Genomic DNA, 19,750 nt, shown 5'->3' on the forward strand with positions numbered 1-19,750 from the left:
GGCTCTTCCGCCGAGCCCGCTGCAGCCCCAACCGACTGACGTCAATGACCAAAGCGGTCCTCACCCTGGAGCAGCACCGCTGAAGAAGCTCAGTGAGGCCATGGACGTCATGCAGCAGCACCTCCTCGACAGTTACCGCGCCGCTCAGCGGGGCGAGGGCGCCCCGCCCGCACCGGATGCGGCCGCCGTCCGCACCGCCCGGGAAATCCGGCTGTGGCGCCGCTTCCAGGCCGTGGTCACCGATCCCGCGGAACGCTGGTGGGGGCGTAACGGCCGCCTCATGCGCCACGTCACCGCACTGCTGGCCCGCCCCTCCGACTCCTTGAACGCCCGCGGTCCCGCCCCGACTTGGCGGCCCGGCCCTGTGCCGACCCCGCCTGGCCCCGTGCCGACCCCGCCTGGCCCCGTACCGAACTCGCCCGAACCCGTACCGAATTCACCGGACCTGGTGCCGAACTCGCGTGACGTGGCGTCGAACTCACCGGACCTGGTGGCGAACTCGCATGACCTCGTGTCGAACTCACCGGACCTCGTGCTGCGACCGAGGGCCGTGAGGGCGTGCACTGTGCAGGAGGCGGACGCGCAGTAGCTGGCCGCGAAGGCGGGCGCCGTGCGGGAGCCCGTCGGGCAGCGGCCGGCCGTGGGGTAGCCGGGCCCGGCCGTCACTGCCACCCGGCCGTCGCCGCCCCCGCCGCCGTCACCCGTCGATGCGCCGGACGAACTCGCCCACCGCCGTGCGTATTTCCTCTGCGGTCCACTCCAGGGCGGGGGAGGCAACCGTCACCTCCGTCATCGCCATACCCGGCGGGGCGCTCGCGCCCGGCTCGAACCACTTGCGGAACAGGGTGGTCCGGGTCTCCTCCGCCTGCCGGATGGCGGCCTCGTCCAGGGCCTCCGGAGGGTGGGGCAGCCACACCTGGAACTCGTGGGTGTGCGGCTCCTCGGGGTGCACCCGGAACCACGGCACGCCGGCCTCCGCCAGCCCCTCCCGCAGTGCCCGGGCGACCAGCTTGGCGTGGGCCACGTACGAGGGCAGCCGGGGCAGTTCGTGGTCCAGCCCGGCCAGGGCGGCGAGCACGGTCGGCCACTGCTGGAACTGCTGGCCGCCGTAGCGGTGCCGCCAGGCGCGGGCCTCCTCGACGAACTCCTCGGTGCCAGCCAGGGCGGCGCCCGCTATGCCGCCCAGCGACTTGTAGAAGGAGACATAGACGCTGTCCGCGAGGGCGGCGATCTCCGGTAGCGATCTGCCGAGGTGCGGGCCGCACTCCCACAGGCGGGCGCCGTCGAAGTGCACCACCGCATCCCGGTCCCGCGCGGCGGACACCGTGGACGTCAGCTCCTCCCAGCTGGGGAGGACGTATCCGGCGTCGCGCAGCGGGAGTTCGAGGGCGAGGGTGCCGAACGGCTCCTGGAGGTCGTAGATCTCGGCGGCCGTCGGCAGGCGCGGGGCGTTCGTCGGATGCACCATGCGCAAGCCGCTGACCACCGCGTAGGCGTCGCGCTCGTGCACCTCCATGTGGGACAGCGGATGGCCGGCGACCGTCGCATTGCCCGTGCGGCCCGCCCAGCAGCGCAGCGCCACCTGCTGCGCCATGGTGCCGGTCGGGAAGAACGCGGCGGCCTCGGTGCCCAGGGCGTCGGCGGTGCGACGCTCCAGTTCGCCCACGATGCCGTCGTCGTTGCCGTAGAAGTCGATCCAGTCGTCGAGGTCGTAGACGGAAGGGGCGTCGGCCGTCAGGCGGGCCAGGCGCTCGCCGAGCGTCTCGGGTGGGCGGGCGCCGGACAGCGTCCGCGCCGAGCCGCGGTACGCGGCGAACCGCCGCTCCCGGCTGTCCCTCCCGTCTCCCGAGCGGCCGCCGCCCTCGGCAGCCTCCGGCCCGCTTCCCTCGGTCGTGTGCTTCTCGTCCTCGGTCGTGTGCTTCCCGCTCTCGCTCATGGCCCCCGCCTCCGCTTCGTCCCGCGCCCTGCGCGCTGGTCTCGGATCGATCATTGCGCAGCCGCCCGCGCCGCCGCGAGGGCTGTGGATAACTCTGCGAACCGGCGCGAACCGTCGCGGAGCGGAACGCGAACCGGCGCGGAGCAGGACGTTCCGGTTCGGTGTCGAGGCTCGCGCGCACACGCCCTCCGAGACCCTCGTCTCACCCTCCGTACGACTCTCAGGGCGGCGGGAAGCACTCGCGTAGCATGGCGACGAATCGTCCGGTACCCCTCGCGGACTGGAACGGAAGGCCATCGCCACGTGAACCCAAACCCGTCCCCAGAGGCCCAGGACCGGCCCGCTCGACTCACCGTCGGAGTCGTCGGAGCAGGCCGAGTCGGGCCCGCGCTCGCCGCGTCGCTCCAGCTCGCCGGGCATCGTCCGGTCGCCGTCTCGGGGGTCTCCGACGCCTCCGTGCGGCGCGCCGCCGAGCTGTTGCCCGGCGTCCCGTTGGTCGCCCCGGCCGAGGTGCTCGCCCGTGCGGACCTCGTGTTGTTGACCGTCCCCGATGACGCCCTGGCCGACCTGGTGAGAGGTCTCGCCGAGACCGGTGCCGTGCGGCCCGGCCAGTTGCTGGTGCACACCTCCGGGCGCTACGGGACGGCGGTGTTGGACCCGGCGACCCGGGCCGGGGCACTGCCCTTGGCGCTGCACCCGGCCATGACGTTCACCGGGACGTCCGTGGACGTGCAGCGGCTGGCCGGCTGCCCGTTCGGGGTGACCGCCCCCGAGGAACTGCGGATGGCCGCCGAGGCGCTGGTCATCGAGATGGGCGGGGAGCCCGAGTGGATCGCGGAATCCGCCCGTCCGCTGTACCACGCAGCACTCGCCATCGGCGCGAACTACCTGGTCACGCTGGCGACGCAGGCCATGGAGCTGCTGACGAAGGCCGGCGTGCGGGCCCCGGACCGGATGCTCGGCCCGCTGCTCGGCGCGGCCCTGGACAACGCGCTGCGGTCCGGTGATGCGGCGCTGACGGGCCCGGTAGCCCGTGGGGACGCCGGGACCGTGGCGGCCCATGTGGCGGAACTTCGGCAACACGCACCACAGGCCGTCGCCGGCTATCTGGCCATGGCCCGTATGACGGCCGACCGGGCGCTGTCGCACGGCCTGCTCAAGCCGGAGCTCGCCGCCGAGCTGCTGGACGCGCTCGCGGGCCCGGCCCCGGACGGGGCCACCGGACCGGACGCGTCCCCGGGGGCGGAAGCGCCCTCGAAGAAGGAGCGAACCTCGCCGGCCGGCTCAGGCGTCGACCGCGATGATGTCGACCGCGATGTCGACCGCGAGGACGACCGCGACGAGGGCTCCGGCGAGCACCGTGACGACGACCGAGCCGAGGAGCGGGACGGCAACCGTCGCGGCAACCGGGACGACGACCAGCCCACACCCCCCAACGGGCCCACCAGCGCCCCCGGTTCGGCCCGCCCCACTCCTCCCGATTCCGAGACCCCCGACCCCGGTTCCCCCAGAGGCGACTCATGACCTCCTCGCCCGTCAGCCCGACGCCGGGCCCCCAACTCGTGCGCATCGCCGCGGAACTGCGCGCGCTGCCCCGCCACGACGGTGCACGGGCCGTCGTCATGACCATGGGCGCGCTGCACGACGGGCACGCCGCCCTGGTTCGGGCGGCCCGGGAACGGGTCGGCCCGCAGGGTCAGGTCGTGGTCACGGTGTTCGTCAACCCGCTCCAGTTCGGGGCGGGTGAGGACCTCGACCGCTATCCGCGCACCCTGGACGAGGACGTGGTGCTGGCCTCTCGGGCGGGCGCCGACGCCGTCTTCGCGCCATCTGCCGACGAGGTCTATCCGGGCGGCGAACCGCAGGTCCGTATTTCCGCCGGCCCCATGGGCACCGTCCTGGAGGGCGCCAGTCGTCCCGGGCACTTCGACGGGGTGCTCACCGTCGTCGCCAAGCTGCTCCATCTGACCGCGCCGGACCTGGCGTTCTTCGGCGAGAAGGACGCGCAGCAGCTGGCCGTGATCAGACGGATGGCCGCGGACCTGAATTTCCCCGTCGAGATCGTCGGCGTCCCCACGGTCCGGGAGGCCGACGGGCTGGCCCGTTCCAGCCGTAACCGGTATCTGTCCGGGCCCGAGCGGCACACCGCGCTCGCGCTGTCCGCGGCGCTCTTCGCGGCCCGCGACCGGCTCACCGCGGAAGAGGCGCTGCGCGCCCGCGCCGCCTCCGCCGGGCACCCCGTCCAGGACCGCTCCGCGGCGCTGGCGGCCCTCGGAGAGGACCGGGCGGCCGCCGACGCGCACGCCGTCGCCTACGCCGCCGCGGGGCCGCCGCACGGCCCGTCCGTGGCCCGCGCCGCGGCCCATGCGGTCCTGGAGGACGCCGCCCAACTGGACCCGCCGCTCCACCTGGACTACCTGGCGCTGGTCGACCCCCGGGACTTCACCGAGGTCCCGGACGGGTTCGAGGGCGAGGCGATCCTCGCGGTGGCCGCCAAGGTGGGCACCACCCGGCTCATCGACAACATCCGGCTCGTGTTCCCCGCCAGCGGGGCCCCGCATCCGGCCACCGCCCAGGGGCGGCACACCGGCTCCCAGGGGAAGCCCGCACCTGGGACGGCGCGGGAACCCTCCCGGAAGTCCAGGAAGTCCACCCCACCCCCAGGCCCCCTCGGAGCGACCCGATGACCGCTACCGGAACCGCCGCCGGCCCCGCCGGCATACGCCTCACCGCCCCCGCCCCCGGATGGTCCATCACGGCGGACGTCGTCGTCGTGGGCTCCGGGGTCGCCGGGCTGACCGCCGCGCTGCGCTGCGCCGCCGCCGGCCGCCGGACCGTCGTCGTCACCAAGGCCCGGCTGGACGACGGCTCGACCCGTTGGGCGCAGGGCGGGATCGCCGCGGCCCTGGGGGACGGCGACAGCCCCGAGCAGCACCTGGCCGACACCCTCGTCGCGGGCGCCGGCCTGTGCGACGAGGAGGCCGTGCGGGCCCTGGTGACCGAGGGCCCGGACGCCGTCCACCGGCTCATCGAAGCGGGCGCCCGTTTCGACACCGCCCCCGGGAGCGAGGAGATCGCGCTCACCAGGGAGGGCGGCCACCACCGCCGTCGGATCGCGCACGCCGGCGGCGACGCGACCGGCGCGGAGATCTCCCGCGCGCTGGTGTCCGCGGTGCGCGCGGACGGGCGGGGCGAGCGCGAGGCGCTCTCGGCCGAGGGCGGGGGTGAGCAGTGGGCGGGCCTGCGCACCATCGAGAACGCGCTGGTCCTGGACCTGCTCACGGACGCCGAGGGCCGCACGGCCGGCGTCACCCTGCACGTCATGGGGGAGGGCCAGCACGACGGCGTCGGTGCCGTGCACGCCCCGGCGGTGGTGCTCGCCACCGGGGGCATGGGCCAGGTGTTCTCCGCGACTACCAACCCGGCGGTCTCCACGGGGGACGGGGTGGCCCTGGCGCTGCGCGCCGGCGCCGAGGTGTCGGACCTGGAGTTCGTGCAGTTCCACCCGACCGTGCTCTACCTGGGGCCGGAGGCGGAGGGCCAACAGCCGCTGATCTCCGAGGCCGTACGGGGCGAGGGCGCCCACCTGGTGGACGCGGACGGCACCCGCTTCATGGTCGGGCAGCACGAACTCGCCGAGCTGGCCCCGCGCGACATCGTGGCCAAGGCGATCATGCGCCGCTCCCAGGAGCAGGGCGTCGAGCACATGTACCTGGACGCGCGGCACTTCGGCGCGGACATGTGGGAGCACCGCTTCCCGACCATCCTGGCCGCCTGCCGCGGACACGGCATCGACCCGGTCACCGAGCCGATCCCGGTCGCCCCCGCGGCCCATTACGCGTCCGGCGGCATCCGCACCGACCTGCACGGCCGGACCACCGTCCCCGGCCTGTACGCGTGCGGCGAGGTGGCCTGCACGGGCGTGCACGGCGCGAACCGGCTGGCCTCCAACTCCCTTTTGGAGGGGCTGGTGTTCGCGGAGCGGATCGCCGCGGACATCGTCGCCAACGGGACGGCGGCCCCGGCGCCCGCCCCCGTGGAGACCCGCGCCCCGCTGCCCCTCCTGGTGCCCGAGGCCCGTCCCGCCATCCAACGGATCATGACCGCCGGCGCCGGTGTGCTGCGCAGTGCCACCAGCCTCGCCACGGCGGCCGACGGCCTGGACCGCCTCAGCCGGGAGGCCGCCGAGGCCGCCGCCGACCCGGTGTCCGCCGCCAAGGCCCCCGAGCCGGGCGTGGAGGCGTGGGAGGCCACCAACCTGCTGTGCGTCGCCCGCGTCCTGGTCGCCGCCGCACGGCTCCGGGAGGAGACCCGCGGCTGCCATTGGCGCGAGGACCACCCGGACCGCGACGATGCCTCCTGGCGCCGGCACTTCCGCATCGTCCTCGGTACCGACCGCACCCTCAGCCTCCAAACGACCGAGACCGCCGGTTTCCCGCCGACCGTTTGACCCGCCCCCTAAGCCCGAACCCCTCCCCGATACGGAGCGCACCCCGTGAGCAGCACCCCCGACGACCTCCCCCTCCTCCAGATCGGCCGGCCCGATGCCGTCCCCACCGGGGGCTGCGGCGACGCCTGCGGGTGCGCCGCCGGCGACGACGACGCCTACGAGCTGGACCCGCTGACCTGTGGGCTCGACCCCGACCTGGCCGCGCTCCTGGTAGCCGGCGGCCTGGACCCCGTTCAGGTGGAGGGCATCGCGCACCTGGCCATCGAGGAGGACCTCGACCAGGGCGTGGACGTCACCACCGTGGCGACCGTCCCCGAAGACGCCGTCGCCACCGGGGACTTCACGGCGCGGCAGGACGGCACGGTCGCCGGCCTGCGGGTCGCCGAGGCGGTGCTGTCCATCGTCTGCACCGAGGAGTTCGCGGTCGAACGGCACGTGGAGGACGGCGAGCGGGTCGTGCCCGGACAGAAGCTGCTGTCCGTCACCACCCGGACCCGCGACCTGCTCACCGCCGAGCGCAGCGCGCTCAACCTCCTGGGCCGGCTGTCCGGCATCGCCACCCTGACCCGCTCCTGGGCGGATGCCCTCGAAGGCACCAAGGCCAGGGTCCGCGACACCCGTAAGACGACGCCGGGCCTGCGCGCCCTGGAGAAGTACGCGGTGCGCTGCGGCGGGGGCGTCAACCACCGGATGTCGCTGTCCGACGCGGCGCTCATCAAGGACAACCACGTGGTGGCGGCCGGCGGCGTCGCGGAGGCGTTCACGGCCGTGCGCAGCGAGTTCCCCGGGGTGCCCATCGAGGTGGAGGTCGACCGGCTCGACCAGATCCCGCCGATCCTGGCCGAGGGCGCCGACCTGATCCTGCTGGACAACTTCACCCCGGAACAGACCCGTCAGGCCGTGGAGTTGGTCGCCGGCCGCGCGGCCCTGGAGTCCTCCGGCCGCCTCACCCTGGACAACGCCCGCGCCTATGCGGAGACCGGCGTCGACTACCTGGCCGTGGGGGCGCTCACCCACTCCGCCAAGGTCCTCGACATCGGCCTGGACCTGCGCGAGGGCGACGACCTGACCGGCGCCCCGGACGCCGCCGCGCACGACGACGAAGGCCGCTGATCGCCATGCTGCTGACCATCGATGTGGGCAACACCCATACCGTTCTTGGCCTGTTCGACGGCGACGAGATCGTCGAGCACTGGCGGATCTCCACCGACGCCCGCCGCACCGCCGACGAACTGGCCGTGCTCCTCCAGGGGTTGATGGGCATGCACCCGTTGCTCGGGGAAGACCTGGGCGACAACATCGAGGGCATCTCCATCTGCTCCACGGTCCCCTCGGTGCTCCACGAACTGCGCGAGGTGACCCGCCGCTATTACGGGGACGTGCCGGCCGTCCTGGTGGAACCGGGCGTCAAGACGGGCGTGCCGATCCTCATGGACAACCCCAAGGAGGTCGGCGCGGACCGGATCATCAACGCGCTGGCCGCCGTCGAGCTGTACGGCGGCCCGGCCGTCGTCGTCGACTTCGGCACCGCGACCACCTTCGACGCGGTGAGCGCCCGCGGGGAGTACGTGGGCGGGGTGATCGCCCCGGGCATCGAGATCTCCGTGGACGCGCTGGGCGTCAAGGGCGCCCAGCTCCGCAAGATCGAACTGGCCCGCCCGCGCAGCGTCATCGGGAAGAACACCGTCGAGGCGATGCAGTCCGGCATCCTCTACGGCTTCGCCGGCCAGGTGGACGGCGTGGTCCAGCGGATGGCCCGGGAGCTGGCCGACGACCCGGACGACGTCACGGTGATCGCCACCGGTGGCCTGGCCCCGATGGTGCTCGGCGAGTCCTCGGTGATCGACGAGCACGAGCCCTGGCTGACCCTCATCGGCCTGCGGCTGGTCTACGAGCGCAACGTCGGGCGGCTGTAACCGGGCGAAGCGGAAAAGGGGCGGCTCCGGTTCCGTACTGGCGCGCCCGTGTGACGCGCGCCCCGCGGCCGCGCCACCGCACGTGAATTAAGCGGCTTTTGTCCGATTCGGTCGTAAAGTCGCCCCATGCCAATGCCATACGGATCCCGCGGCGGCATGGCCTTCGGCGCCGATGAGTTGCGTGTGCTCCGTCGCGCCCTCGCCCATGCCCTCCAGACGAGCTCCCCCGCCGTGCCCTTGGGCCCCCTCGGCGCGGACCGCTCGCAGGACGTCCAGGAATACCTACGGCTGGCCGAGGCGGTGGACGAGGCGGTCCGCGAAGGCGCCCGCCTGCGCGCCTTCCTGCTCGCCGACCTCGCCCGCTACCGCGACGCCCTGCCCGGCGCCGCCGCCGGCTATCTCACGCGGCTCCGGGAGGCGCTCGGCGCCGGCCACGTCCCCGGCCCCGACGACCTCGCCGCGCTGCGCTCGCTGCTCGCCCGGCCCGCCGCCGAGACCGAGCGCAAGCGCCGCAGCGCCCTGCTGCGGCACTGCGAGCGGCTGGCCGAACAATCCGTACGGACGCGCCTGCGCGCGCTGCCAGGCGGGCGCTCAGACGGCTCCCCGGACGCCCTGCCGGGCGGTCGAACCGGCGGGCGTCCGCGCCCCGCCGGCGCCGCACCGGCAAGCGGATCGGATGCCGGATCGGACGCCGGGGCGGACCCCAAGCGGGACCCTCAACAGGAACCACGCCGGGAGCCCCGCAGGGAGCCGCCGAAGCCGGCGCCGCACCCCAAGGCGCCGCGCCCCGACCGGCCCATCCCGACGCCCGGTGAGGTGTTCCCGCCCCGTCGGAAGCCCGCGCCGCCCCCGGAGACCCGCACCGCCTGAGCGCTGCGTACCCTGGCTGGGTACTGTCGCGGGCTTACGCCTTATAAGGAGGCCCATGCCATGGATTACGTCGCCGCGCTGCTCCCGCCCGTAGTGATGGCAGTCGCCTTCACCTGCCTGATCGTCACGATCGTGAAGAGTCAGGGTGGTCAGAACAAGTCGAAGGAGGACGCGGCCGTCGACGCGGCGTACGCCCGCGCGGAGGCCGCCGGGCAGGAGCCCAAGGCGTCCGGAGCCTGAACCGCCGCCTTTTCGGGCGGCCCGCCCGCTCAGTACGGCCCGGGATTGAGCGTCCCGGGCCGTACTTCCTTTTTCCGGACCAAACGCAACGAGATCAACCGGCATTCGCGACATCTCCCACTATTCTTCTTGTGTGCCGAGACGCTTGGGTGATCTGGAAGACGCGGTCATGACGCGGGTCTGGGAGTGGAACCGACCGGTCACCGTTCGAGAAGTTCTGGAGGATCTCCAGAAGGAACGGTCGATCGCCTACACGACGGTCATGACCGTATTGGACAACCTCCATCAGAAGGGCTGGGTCCGCCGCGAAGCGGAAGGTCGCGCCTATCGATATGAGGCGGTCTCCACTCGCGCCGCCTACTCGGCCGCACTGATGAACGAAGCATGGTCCGCCAGTGACAACCCCGCGGCCGCACTAGTGGCCTTCTTCGGCATGATGTCGCCGGAACAACGGCAAGCCCTCCGCGATGCCGTACGGATGGTGCAGGTCGATGATCCGGCCGAAGCGGCGGAAGAACAGGCGACGGCCCGGGAAGGTGCCGGGGAACAGGCCGAGGAAGAACAGCCACAAGCCGCGGATGAAGCGCCGGCCGGCGAAGGAGATGAACCCGGAGCGGGCGCCGGCGGCAAGGGGCGATAGCGTCCGGGCATGCCAGCGCATTCAAAAGGGCTCACCGTCCGTCGTGCCCGGACCAGCGATGTACCCACCGTGCGTCGCCTCATCGACGCCTACTCGCGCGACGGGATCCTGCTCGACAAAGCCACGGTCACGCTTTACGAGGACATCCAGGAGTTCTGGGTGGCCGAGCGGGACGAAGACGCCGAAGTAGTCGGCTGCGGCGCACTGCACGTCATGTGGGAAGACCTCGCGGAGGTCCGGACCCTGGCGGTGGACCCGGCGCTGCGCGGTTCCGGGGTCGGACATCAGGTCCTGGCCAAGTTGGTGGCCACCGCGCGGTGGCTCGGAGTGCGGCGAATTTTTTGCCTCACCTTCGAAGTCGACTTCTTCGCCAAGCACGGCTTCGTGGAGATCGGCGAGACTCCCGTAGACGGGGATGTGTACAGCGAACTGCTGCGTTCCTATGACGAGGGCGTAGCGGAGTTCCTGGGTCTCGAACGAGTGAAGCCCAACACCCTGGGCAACAGTCGCATGCTTCTGCACCTGTGATCAGTGTTCTATGTCCGAATCGCTCCCCTATCTCATGGCTACGGAAGCATGCGTTCCCCGCTCTGTGGGCAAGTGAACCCTACCCAAGGGTTTGTGTTTTCCCCGGAAAAGCGGTTTGCTTTCCGTCGTAATCCGCATTCGATGAAAGGGAAACCTGGTGGCACAGAAGGTTCAGGTTCTTCTTGTCGACGACCTCGACGGTGGCGAGGCCAACGAGACCGTGACGTTCGCTCTCGACGGTAAGTCCTACGAGATCGACCTCTCCGACGCCAACGCGGACAAGCTGCGCGAGTCGCTGGCCGACTTCGTGAAGGCCGGGCGCAAGACCGGTGGCCGTTCCTCCGGGCGGGGCAAGGCCCGGGCGGCTTCCGCCGGCTCCCCGGACACCGCGAAGATCCGCGCCTGGGCGAAGGAGAACGGCTACAACGTCAATGACCGTGGCCGTGTCCCCGCCGACATTCGCGAGGCATTCGAGAAGGCCAACGGCTGAGCGCCGCACGCGCGATCCGATTGGCCATTACGAGCACGTACCAACCGGGCCCGGTGGCACTCCGTTGCCGCCGCGCTCACGAGCCGTACGAGGTCGGGGGCGCCCCCACCGTCCCCGATTCCTGTCCCGATCCCCGTGGTGGGCAGGGAATTCTCCGCCTCGTATCCAGGCTGGGGAGGCCGCACCCACCCCGCGGCCTCCCGAGTGCCGCAGCCGCCTGAGGCGCGGCCCTTGGAGGGGAGCGCCGGCGCGGGCATCCGCCCCCCAATCCCGCGTGCTGTGAGGTCCGCCGCGAGCGTGCCCCACTCCAGCCACTCCAGGATTCCCGGGAGTTCCTCCGCGCCGCCGGCCGCGATGAGCATGAGCAGTTTCGGCCGATCCTCCGCCTGCTTCCCGCCCCGTTCGGGCCGCAGCAGTGCGACCGGGCCGGTGTGCGGCATCCGTCGCAGTACGGCGTGCCCCGCGTCGGCGGGCATCTCCAGGACGTCGAAGCGCAGCCCCGTGAGCAGCTCCACCGGCTCGGTTCCGGTGGTCGGCCAGCCCAGTTGTTCCTCGTACCACCGGCGTACGGTGGCGAGGGGGCAGCGGGGTCGCGGGAGCGCGCGGGCCATGCCCGGTGCAACTCCCGGCCGCGCGGAAGGTTACGTTCGGTGTGCGGAGTGATGCATTCCGTGTATTACGGGCGGGAGTGCGGGTGCGTTCCGGGGTGTGGGGGTGTTCGCCCGTAGCGGAGGGAAAAGGGCCGCGCCGCATGGAGTGTCAGTGCCGGAGGGTAAGAAAGTCTCGGTGGGTAGAGACGCTGTGACCGGCGCTGCGAGCAGTTCGACGCCAACTTTGGGTGGCGGTGGATGGTGTGCCGGCTGGGGGCGCGTTCGCCACGGGCGTAGTGGCGGCATGCGTATATGCCTGGCCTGCGGGAACATCGTCTCGCACCATCGAGTTGGAGCAGGTGTCAGCTGTTCGGCAGTAAATTTCCCCGTCGGAGCGGGGTGATCCGGACGGGTGTCGGCAGTTGGAATGAGCTGTCCCGCCCTGCGGGACTAGCATGCGGAAGGACAGGGAGGGGACCGACCCCTTACTGCCTGACCGCTCTGAGGAGCGATTAACGATGTTCGAGAGGTTCACCGACCGTGCGCGGCGGGTTGTCGTCCTGGCTCAGGAAGAAGCCCGGATGCTCAACCACAACTACATCGGCACCGAACACATCCTCCTGGGTCTGATCCACGAGGGTGAGGGTGTCGCCGCTAAGGCCCTGGAGAGCCTCGGCATTTCGCTCGAGGCGGTCCGCCAGCAGGTGGAGGAGATCATCGGCCAGGGCCAGCAGGCCCCGTCCGGCCACATCCCCTTCACTCCCCGTGCCAAGAAGGTCCTGGAGCTGTCGCTCCGCGAGGCCCTCCAGCTCGGCCACAACTACATCGGCACCGAGCACATCCTGCTCGGCCTGATCCGCGAGGGCGAGGGCGTCGCCGCCCAGGTCCTCGTGAAGCTGGGCGCCGACCTGAACCGGGTGCGGCAGCAGGTCATCCAGCTGCTCTCCGGCTACCAGGGCAAGGAGGCCGCCACCGCGGGCGGTCCCGCCGAGGGCACGCCCTCGACCTCCCTCGTCCTGGACCAGTTCGGCCGCAACCTCACGCAGGCCGCCCGGGAGACCAAGCTCGACCCGGTCATCGGGCGTGAGAAGGAAATCGAGCGGGTCATGCAGGTGCTGTCCCGCCGTACCAAGAACAACCCGGTCCTCATTGGCGAGCCCGGCGTCGGCAAGACGGCGGTCGTCGAGGGCCTGGCGCAGGCCATCGTCAAGGGCGAGGTGCCCGAGACCCTCAAGGACAAGCACCTCTACACCCTCGACCTGGGCGCGCTGGTCGCCGGTTCCCGGTACCGCGGTGACTTCGAGGAGCGCCTGAAGAAGGTGCTCAAGGAGATCCGCACCCGCGGCGACATCATCCTGTTCATCGACGAGCTGCACACCCTGGTCGGCGCGGGCGCCGCCGAGGGCGCGATCGATGCGGCCAGCATCCTCAAGCCGATGCTGGCGCGCGGCGAGCTGCAGACCATCGGTGCGACGACGCTGGACGAGTACCGCAAGCACCTGGAGAAGGACGCGGCCCTGGAGCGCCGTTTCCAGCCGATCCAGGTCGCGGAGCCGTCGCTGCCGCACACCATCGAGATCCTCAAGGGCCTGCGGGACCGCTACGAGGCGCACCACCGGGTGTCCATCACGGACGCCGCGCTGGTCGCCGCGGCCACCCTGGCCGACCGCTACATCTCCGACCGCTTCCTGCCGGACAAGGCGATCGACCTGATCGACGAGGCCGGTTCCCGGATGCGGATCCGCCGGATGACCGCGCCGCCGGACCTGCGCGAGTTCGACGAGAAGATCGCCGACGTTCGCCGCGAGAAGGAGTCCGCGATCGACTCGCAGGACTTCGAGATGGCCGCCGGCCTGCGCGACAAGGAGAAGCAGCTCCTGGCCGCGAAGGCGAAGCGGGAGAAGGAGTGGAAGGCCGGCGACATGGACGTCGTCGCCGAGGTCGACGAGGAGCTGATCGCCGAGGTCCTGGCCACGGCGACGGGCATCCCGGTCTTCAAGCTCACCGAGGAGGAGTCCAGCCGGCTCCTGCGGATGGAAGACGAGCTGCACAAGCGCGTCATCGGCCAGAAGGACGCCATCAAGGCGCTCTCGCAGGCGATCCGTCGTACGCGTGCCGGCCTGAAGGACCCGAAGCGTCCCGGTGGTTCGTTCATCTTCGCCGGTCCGTCCGGTGTCGGTAAGACCGAGCTCTCCAAGACGCTGGCGGAGTTCCTGTTCGGCGACGAGGACGCGCTGATCTCCCTCGACATGTCGGAGTTCAGCGAGAAGCACACCGTCTCGCGGCTGTTCGGTTCGCCCCCCGGCTACGTCGGTTACGAGGAGGGCGGCCAGCTCACCGAGAAGGTGCGCCGCAAGCCGTTCTCGGTCGTCCTCTTCGACGAGGTCGAGAAGGCCCACCCGGACATCTTCAACTCGCTGCTGCAGATCCTGGAGGACGGTCGGCTGACCGACTCCCAGGGCCGGGTCGTGGACTTCAAGAACACGGTCATCATCATGACCACCAACCTCGGCACCCGGGACATCTCCAAGGGCTTCAACCTGGGCTTCGCCGCCCAGGGCGACGTCAAGACCGGCTACGAGCGGATGAAGGCCAAGGTCAACGAGGAGCTCAAGCAGCACTTCCGGCCCGAGTTCCTCAACCGTGTCGACGACACGGTGGTCTTCCACCAGCTGACCGAGGAAGACATCATCCAGATCGTCGACCTCATGATCAACAAGGTCGACGAGCGGCTCAAGGACCGCGACATGGGCATCGAGCTCAGTGGCGAGGCCAAGTCGCTGCTGGCCAAGCGGGGTTACGACCCGGTGCTCGGCGCGCGTCCGCTGCGTCGCACGATCCAGCGCGAGATCGAGGACGCCCTCTCGGAGAAGATCCTCTTCAACGAGCTGCGTCCGGGCCACATCGTGGTCGTCGACGTGGAGGGCGAGGGCGAGTCCGCCACGTTCACCTTCCGCGGCGAGGAGAAGTCGGCGGTGCCGAGCGCTCCGCCGGTGGAGTCGGCGACGGGTGGGTCCGGGCCCAACCTGAGCAAGGACGCGTAGTCGTCCACTGATACACCGGGCCGCCCCGGGACCGTTCAACGGTCCCGGGGCGGCTTTGTGTTGGGCGGGCGTCAGGTGCGGGGGCGGGGGTGGAGGGTGAGGTTGATGTGGGGTGGGAGGGCGTAGTCGGGGGGCGGGGTGAGGAGAGAGAGGTAGAGCTCTCGGAGGGCGGGGAGGGACTCGATGGGTGAGAGGTCGAGGGTGCCGCCGACCAGGCCGTAGAGCTGGAGTTCGTGGACGCCTGGGAAGGCAGGGAGAGCGCTGCGCAGCAGTTCGCCGAATTCGGGGAGGGGGCTCTGCATCGTGTTGATGAGGCTGAGGGTCGTTACTTGAGGGAGGCGGAGTCCCTCGGGAATGCGAAGCGGGCCTGCGCCCTCGGCCAGGCCGAAGGAGAAGTCCTCCAGGCTGTCGAGGCGGGAGAGCGTGTGCCACTGGTCCGGCGCGATATCGCCTGGGAGCTGCCGTAGCTGGAGCGATTTCAGGCGTGGCCAGGCGGCGAGGCGGGTGAGGTCGGTAGGTATGTGCTCGCCGAGGGCGAGATTGGTCAGCGGGGCGTCCGCAGGTAGGGCATCGAGGCCCTCCGGCGGAAGTGGGGCGTAGAGCATCAGGCTTTCCAGCCGGTCCAGGCGATCGGGCACCTGTGGGGTGCGTACCCCACGGGCACCGGCTCCGCTGACTCCGAGAGAGCGCAGGGGGAGGCCGGCGAGCGGGGCGAGGGATTCGACGGCGGGGCAGCCCTGGAGCGACAGCGATTTGAGGGCTGGGAAGTCTCGAAGGAACGTCAGGTCGCTGATAACCGGGTTGTTGGTCAGCGAGAGGCTGGTGACCTGCTGGGGGTGCAGCCCGTCGAGGAGTTCCTCGACGGTGAACGCCCCGTTGACGGTCGTGCGAGGACGGCCACCGAGGGAGGCGAGCGCACGCAGTTCGGTGGGAGAGGAGACGGAGATGCTCGTGCCAATGTCGAGGTGTTGGATGACTTCTTCCGCATAGCGGTCGGTGTCGAATTTCGCCCACTGGTAACCGAGTTGGGCGCGGGCGGTGGCGGAGGGGTGGTTCCGGAAGCGCTTGACGCATTCCAGTGCGGCGTCGGTGCCGATGGTTGCGGCGGTGATGATCACCTCCTGGGCTTCGTCGTCTTCGAGGCCGTCGGGGCCGGGCAGCAGCTCCAGGACGAGCGGGCCCGCGGCGGCGAGTAGGTCCGATTCCTCGCGGGTGCGTGGTGGCAAGATCGCCCCTGCTCGCGCAGTGACCTCCTCGCGCACCGTCGGGTCGATCTCCGTCGCATGTTCCAGGCACGCCATGGCCAGGAGGTCGGTGCGGAGTTCGTTTCTGGCGAGCAACTCCCGCAGGAGTTCGGCGCGTTCGCGGGGGCGGGCGTGCGCCACTGCCATCCGGATCACGTCCTCCCACTGGGAGTCCCCCGCGTGCTGGACGAGCAGGCCGAAGTCGCCGTCCTCCACCGCCGCCTTGGCGCCCAGGTAGTCCTGGAAGGTGCGGTGGATGAAGTCGACGGTGTCCGGGGCGGGTTCGCGCAGGAGGCCGCTGCGGTGGAGGAGGTGGCGGAAGACGGCCGGGGCCGGGCCCTGGGAGGCGGCGGCGGGGACGGCGGGGAGGGCGTCGGTGAGGATCTGTTCGGCGCGGGCGCGGTCGAGTTCGGTGCGGCCGTTGCGGATCAGCCAGTAGGCGAGGCGTTGGAGGAGCTGGATCTGCGGCTCGTCGGGGAGTTCGATGCCGTCCGGGCCGCGCATGTCGCGTTCCCGGTCGCGGCGGGAGAGCAGCATGCTCAGGGCGGCGTCGTAGAGCTCCTTGCGGCCGTGCGGGAGGTAGCCGCGGCGGTCGCGGTGGAGGGCGCAAATCAGGCCGCACATCAGGGGGTTGGTGGCGAGGCGGCCGAGGTCGGGTTTGGTGCGGACGGAGGTGAGGAGGGACTCCTCGTAGGCGGCGAGCTCCTCAGGGTCCTCGGTGTCGGAGCGGGCCGCGGTGTGCCAGCGGGTGATGAAGGCGGCGACCTCGTCGCGGCTCATGGGGGAGAGGGTCAGTTCGGCGAAGCCGTCGGGGGTGAGCCAGTCGTCGCGGACCGCGGAGGGGCGGGTGGTGACCAGCCAGCGGTTGTCGGTGGGGAAGGCGTCGAGGAGGTCGCGGAGCCAGCGGCGGGTGGCCTCGCGGTCGCGTTCGGGGACCTCGTCGAGGCCGTCGACGAGGAGGAGGGCGCGGCCGGAGGTGAGGACGCGGTGGGCCCAGCCGTCGGGTTGGGCGCCGGAGACCGGGCAGCCGACGGCGGGCAGGAAGTGGTCCGGGGTGGGGAGGGGCGCGCCGGCGCGGGTGAGGGTGCGTAACGGGAGGACGAAGGGGATGCGGCCGTAGAGGTGCGGGAGGGAGGTCGCGGCGAGGGGTTTGGTGCAGGAGACGGCCAGCCACTGGACGAGGGTGCTCTTGCCGGAGCCGGCGACGCCGCGCAGCAGGACCTTGTCGCGGCCGGCGAGGGCCTGGTCGGCGGGGAGCGGTGCGCGGGGCGGCAGGTCCTCGAAGGGGTGTTCCTCGCGGCTCGGGCCGGTGGCCGCCAGGCTCATGTAGGCGGCGTCCAGGGGCCAGCGGTCCGGGGAGTTGTGCAGGTCGATGCCGTAGATGGTGAGGCGGCCGTGCTTGCGGGCGAGGTGGGCGAGGTAGGTCCGCTCGAAGGCGAGGTCGGCGGCGCGCGGGGACGGGTGTCGGTCGAGGAAGTCGTCGATCTTCGTGACCAGGGTGTCCAGGGTGCGGCTCTGTTGCACGAGGGTGCGGGCGATGAACGTGGAGCGCTGGGTGAAGAAGTGGATGACGTGCAGGCAGGCGGTGGTGAGGAGGGTGTGGTGGAGGAGTTCGGCGTCCTGGGAGAGGTCGAGGGTCGCCTGAGGGGCCGCGTTACGCAGGTGGTCGGCGAGGGCGGTGGGGCCCAGGTGGACGGCCTGGACGTCGTCCATGGTGAGGGTGCCGAGCGCGGCGAGGGTGGTGGCCAGGGCGGCGGCCACCACGGGCTCGTCGTCCTCGGGGATCGGGCGCTCGCCGGGCGGGGCGGAGCGGACGGCGCGCCGCACCAGCTCGCCCGCCACCTTGCGGAGGTCCCGCTCGGTGAGGGTGCGTCGCTCGCCCTTGAAGGAGACGAGGGCGGAGACGCGGACCGGGGCGTCCACCACGCCGGCGCCCGGCCCCTCCTGGACGAAGAGCTTCTTGACGAGCGGTGCGACGACGCCGGACGCGAGCCGGGCGCCCAGTGCTGACGGGTCCATGAGCTTGACCGCCCTCCCCCTGGCCGGTGCTGACTGTGGTGTTGACCGGATCAGGTTAGAGGCGCCGGCGGGGCCCGGTCAGGCGTTTTCGTATTTCCGGGCGGCGGGGCATGCCGAATTGGGTAACGCGGGTCACACGAATTCCCGTAACGCGGGTCACATTGCCCTTGGGTGACGTGTAACCCGGGTCACGTAAAAGCGGTCGAATCTCGTGACATGAGGCACAGGAATTCACCCCCTACTAGCGGGAGTAGGGGAATTGTGGGGCGGTGGCGGAAGACCCCATCACTGCATAAAAGTGCAGGTGGGATGAGGTGTTAGGGTCCTCCCGCGCCGGCGGCGAGGCCCCCCGAGGGCGTCCCGATCACTACCGTCCCCGGTAGTAGAAAGCGGGTCTTGGCGGCAGCGCTGAGGCGGGTTACCAAGGAATGGCGATCCCGGTCCGCAGCCGGGAAAACCCATTCACTTCTCGCTGGAGGAAAAACCCGCATGTCGAAGTTTGCCGCGATACGCAATTCCAAGAAGACCGCCAAGTCCGCGCTGCGTAACCGGGTGGCCGTCGTGGCCGCCGGTGCCGGTCTGACCGCCGCGCTGGGCGCCGGTGTCGCCGCTGCCGCCGACGGTGGGCTGCTGAGCCTCTCCGCGGGCACCGGCAAGACCGTCGCCGCCCAGGCCGAGGCGCAGTCCAAGGCCGCCACCGACGCCAAGGCCGCCGCGGCGAAGGCCAAGGAAGACGCCGCGAAGAAGGCCAACGGCTGGGTCAAGCCGGTCGAGAACTACACCATCGGCCAGCCGTTCGGCATCGCCGGCAGCCACTGGTCGCACAAGCACAGCGGTCAGGACTTCGTCGTGCCGACCGGCACCAAGGTCAACGCCGTCCACAAGGGCACGGTCGTCAAGGCCGGCCCGAACGGCGGCGGCGACGGTCCCGCCTACGGCAACGCGATCGTGATCAAGCACCCCAACGGGATGTACACCCAGTACGCGCACCTGTCGCAGATCCAGGTCCACGTCGGCCAGCAGGTCTCGACCGGCCAGCAGATCGGTCTGTCCGGTAGCACCGGCAACTCCACCGGCCCGCACCTGCACTTCGAGGTCCGCACCGGCCCCAACTACGGGTCGGGCATCGAGCCGACCGGATTCCTGCGGGCTCACGGCGACGCCGTCTGAGCTGAGTCCGGTCAGGCTGGCCGGCGGCCCGGCGGGTTTGCCGCCGTGACCAGTTCCGTGGCGACCCTGAGGATGGCCTCGCGCTTCTCCTCGGGGTCGCCCACGACGTTCTGCATCGCGAACATGCCCGCGTGCATGGTGAACAGCGCCGTGAGGCAGCGGACTTGGTCGACCAGCTCCGCGTCGTTCTCCTTGAGCAGGTCGTAGAGGGTCAGCATCTGCTCCTTGAAGCGCAGGCCGATCGTCAACTCCCGCACCGCGGCCTGGTTTTCCTGCATGAAACGGAAAAGATCCTCGGAGGCCCGCAGCGACTCGTGGTAGCGCCGGATGACCTCCTGCTTGGTCTCCAGCGTGCGCGGCTGCTCCCCCGCCCAGACGATCAGCTCGTCGATGGGCCGGCACAGGTCCTCGAAGAGGCTGATGACGATGTCTTCTTTGGTCTTGAAGTGGTAGTAGAGCGCCGCCTTGGTGACGTCCAGCCGCTCGGCGATCTCCCGCAACGAGGTCTTCTCATAACCGTGTTCGGAGAACAGCTCCAGGGCGACGTCCTGGATGCGCTGGCGGGTGTTCCCCCTGCGCGACGGTGTTGCGCTGCTCATGCTGCTCTCCTGCG

At 71.1% G+C, this 19,750-nt stretch carries 16 protein-coding genes; 12 read left to right on the top strand and 4 right to left on the bottom strand.

Features of this window, described 5'->3' with window-relative positions:
- Nucleotides 1–697 precede the first annotated feature (697 nt).
- Nucleotides 698–1,936 (bottom strand): threonine aldolase family protein, encoded by a 1,239-nt coding sequence (locus ACFVFQ_RS33495; RefSeq protein WP_383423383.1) that lies wholly within the window; start codon nt 1,934–1,936, stop codon nt 698–700.
- Between the two features lie 303 nt (nt 1,937–2,239).
- Between ACFVFQ_RS33495 and ACFVFQ_RS33500 the strand changes: the two genes are divergently transcribed.
- The 10 genes from ACFVFQ_RS33500 (at nt 2,240) to ACFVFQ_RS33545 (ending at nt 11,070) form a co-directional block, all read left to right on the top strand.
- A complete protein-coding gene (locus ACFVFQ_RS33500; protein ID WP_383423385.1) occupies nt 2,240–3,460 on the top strand; it encodes a DUF2520 domain-containing protein in 1,221 nt (406 codons plus the stop codon).
- Nucleotides 3,457–4,623: a pantoate--beta-alanine ligase gene (gene panC / locus ACFVFQ_RS33505; protein WP_383423387.1), complete on the top strand. Its 1,167-nt coding sequence runs from the start codon at nt 3,457–3,459 to the stop codon at nt 4,621–4,623. The genes ACFVFQ_RS33500 and panC overlap by 4 nt, the downstream gene beginning before the upstream one ends.
- On the top strand, nt 4,620–6,386 hold the full coding sequence (locus ACFVFQ_RS33510; RefSeq protein ID WP_383423390.1) for an L-aspartate oxidase: 1,767 nt from the start codon (nt 4,620–4,622) through the stop codon (nt 6,384–6,386). The genes panC and ACFVFQ_RS33510 overlap by 4 nt, the downstream gene beginning before the upstream one ends.
- 45 nt (nt 6,387–6,431) lie before the next feature.
- Nucleotides 6,432–7,499, top strand: a complete 1,068-nt coding sequence (nadC, locus tag ACFVFQ_RS33515; RefSeq protein ID WP_383423394.1) for a carboxylating nicotinate-nucleotide diphosphorylase — start codon at nt 6,432–6,434, stop codon at nt 7,497–7,499.
- 5 nt (nt 7,500–7,504) lie between these two features.
- Nucleotides 7,505–8,302, top strand: a complete 798-nt coding sequence (locus tag ACFVFQ_RS33520; RefSeq protein ID WP_039634126.1) for a type III pantothenate kinase — start codon at nt 7,505–7,507, stop codon at nt 8,300–8,302.
- 156 nt (nt 8,303–8,458) lie between these two features.
- The gene (locus ACFVFQ_RS33525; protein WP_383423480.1) at nt 8,459–9,172 is read left to right on the top strand and encodes a hypothetical protein; all 714 of its coding nucleotides are present in this window, start codon (nt 8,459–8,461) and stop codon (nt 9,170–9,172) included.
- Nucleotides 9,173–9,232: 60 nt separating this feature from the next.
- On the top strand, nt 9,233–9,412 hold the full coding sequence (locus ACFVFQ_RS33530) for a hypothetical protein (RefSeq protein ID WP_383423398.1): 180 nt from the start codon (nt 9,233–9,235) through the stop codon (nt 9,410–9,412).
- 169 nt (nt 9,413–9,581) lie between these two features.
- A complete protein-coding gene (locus ACFVFQ_RS33535; RefSeq protein WP_383423482.1) occupies nt 9,582–10,052 on the top strand; it encodes a BlaI/MecI/CopY family transcriptional regulator in 471 nt (156 codons plus the stop codon).
- Between the two features lie 9 nt (nt 10,053–10,061).
- Nucleotides 10,062–10,580, top strand: a complete 519-nt coding sequence (locus ACFVFQ_RS33540; RefSeq protein ID WP_383423399.1) for an amino-acid N-acetyltransferase — start codon at nt 10,062–10,064, stop codon at nt 10,578–10,580.
- Between the two features lie 157 nt (nt 10,581–10,737).
- A complete protein-coding gene (locus ACFVFQ_RS33545) occupies nt 10,738–11,070 on the top strand; it encodes an Lsr2 family protein (protein WP_383423401.1) in 333 nt (110 codons plus the stop codon).
- Here the strand turns inward: ACFVFQ_RS33545 and ACFVFQ_RS33550 are convergent.
- A complete protein-coding gene (locus ACFVFQ_RS33550; protein WP_383423403.1) occupies nt 11,001–11,681 on the bottom strand; it encodes an SCO3374 family protein in 681 nt (226 codons plus the stop codon). The two genes, ACFVFQ_RS33545 and ACFVFQ_RS33550, sit on opposite strands and share 70 nt — an antisense overlap.
- Nucleotides 11,682–12,178: 497 nt before the next feature.
- On the opposite strand from ACFVFQ_RS33550, the gene ACFVFQ_RS33555 reads away from it, so the two are divergent.
- Complete coding sequence (locus tag ACFVFQ_RS33555) at nt 12,179–14,704, top strand: ATP-dependent Clp protease ATP-binding subunit (RefSeq protein WP_383423405.1); 2,526 nt, start codon at nt 12,179–12,181, stop codon at nt 14,702–14,704.
- Between the two features lie 71 nt (nt 14,705–14,775).
- Here the strand turns inward: ACFVFQ_RS33555 and ACFVFQ_RS33560 are convergent, their stop codons facing one another.
- The gene (locus tag ACFVFQ_RS33560; RefSeq protein WP_383423407.1) at nt 14,776–17,967 is read right to left on the bottom strand and encodes an NACHT domain-containing protein; all 3,192 of its coding nucleotides are present in this window, start codon (nt 17,965–17,967) and stop codon (nt 14,776–14,778) included.
- Between the two features lie 489 nt (nt 17,968–18,456).
- On the opposite strand from ACFVFQ_RS33560, the gene ACFVFQ_RS33565 reads away from it, so the two are divergent.
- A complete protein-coding gene (locus ACFVFQ_RS33565; protein WP_383423409.1) occupies nt 18,457–19,137 on the top strand; it encodes a M23 family metallopeptidase in 681 nt (226 codons plus the stop codon).
- Nucleotides 19,138–19,148: 11 nt separating this feature from the next.
- On the opposite strand, the gene ACFVFQ_RS33570 is transcribed toward ACFVFQ_RS33565, so the two are convergent.
- A complete protein-coding gene (locus ACFVFQ_RS33570) occupies nt 19,149–19,736 on the bottom strand; it encodes a TetR/AcrR family transcriptional regulator (protein ID WP_383423413.1) in 588 nt (195 codons plus the stop codon).
- Nucleotides 19,737–19,750 lie beyond the last annotated feature (14 nt).

The sequence above is a fragment of the Streptomyces sp. NPDC057743 genome (assembly GCF_042798755.1).
Taxonomy (GTDB): domain Bacteria; phylum Actinomycetota; class Actinomycetes; order Streptomycetales; family Streptomycetaceae; genus Streptomyces.

Excerpts from the sequence above, each read along its gene's own strand:
- ACFVFQ_RS33495 (WP_383423383.1), bottom strand. The coding sequence starts at position 1,936 with ATGAGCGAGAGCGGGAAGCACACGACCGAGGACGAGAAGCACACGACC.
- panC (WP_383423387.1), top strand. The coding sequence starts at position 3,457 with ATGACCTCCTCGCCCGTCAGCCCGACGCCGGGCCCCCAACTCGTGCGC.
- ACFVFQ_RS33510 (WP_383423390.1), top strand. The coding sequence starts at position 4,620 with ATGACCGCTACCGGAACCGCCGCCGGCCCCGCCGGCATACGCCTCACC.
- ACFVFQ_RS33520 (WP_039634126.1), top strand. The coding sequence starts at position 7,505 with ATGCTGCTGACCATCGATGTGGGCAACACCCATACCGTTCTTGGCCTG.
- ACFVFQ_RS33525 (WP_383423480.1), top strand. The coding sequence starts at position 8,459 with ATGGCCTTCGGCGCCGATGAGTTGCGTGTGCTCCGTCGCGCCCTCGCC.
- ACFVFQ_RS33530 (WP_383423398.1), top strand. The coding sequence starts at position 9,233 with ATGGATTACGTCGCCGCGCTGCTCCCGCCCGTAGTGATGGCAGTCGCC.
- ACFVFQ_RS33535 (WP_383423482.1), top strand. The coding sequence starts at position 9,582 with ATGACGCGGGTCTGGGAGTGGAACCGACCGGTCACCGTTCGAGAAGTT.
- ACFVFQ_RS33540 (WP_383423399.1), top strand. The coding sequence starts at position 10,062 with ATGCCAGCGCATTCAAAAGGGCTCACCGTCCGTCGTGCCCGGACCAGC.
- ACFVFQ_RS33550 (WP_383423403.1), bottom strand. The coding sequence starts at position 11,681 with ATGGCCCGCGCGCTCCCGCGACCCCGCTGCCCCCTCGCCACCGTACGC.
- ACFVFQ_RS33555 (WP_383423405.1), top strand. The coding sequence starts at position 12,179 with ATGTTCGAGAGGTTCACCGACCGTGCGCGGCGGGTTGTCGTCCTGGCT.
- ACFVFQ_RS33560 (WP_383423407.1), bottom strand. The coding sequence starts at position 17,967 with ATGGACCCGTCAGCACTGGGCGCCCGGCTCGCGTCCGGCGTCGTCGCA.
- ACFVFQ_RS33565 (WP_383423409.1), top strand. The coding sequence starts at position 18,457 with ATGTCGAAGTTTGCCGCGATACGCAATTCCAAGAAGACCGCCAAGTCC.
- ACFVFQ_RS33570 (WP_383423413.1), bottom strand. The coding sequence starts at position 19,736 with ATGAGCAGCGCAACACCGTCGCGCAGGGGGAACACCCGCCAGCGCATC.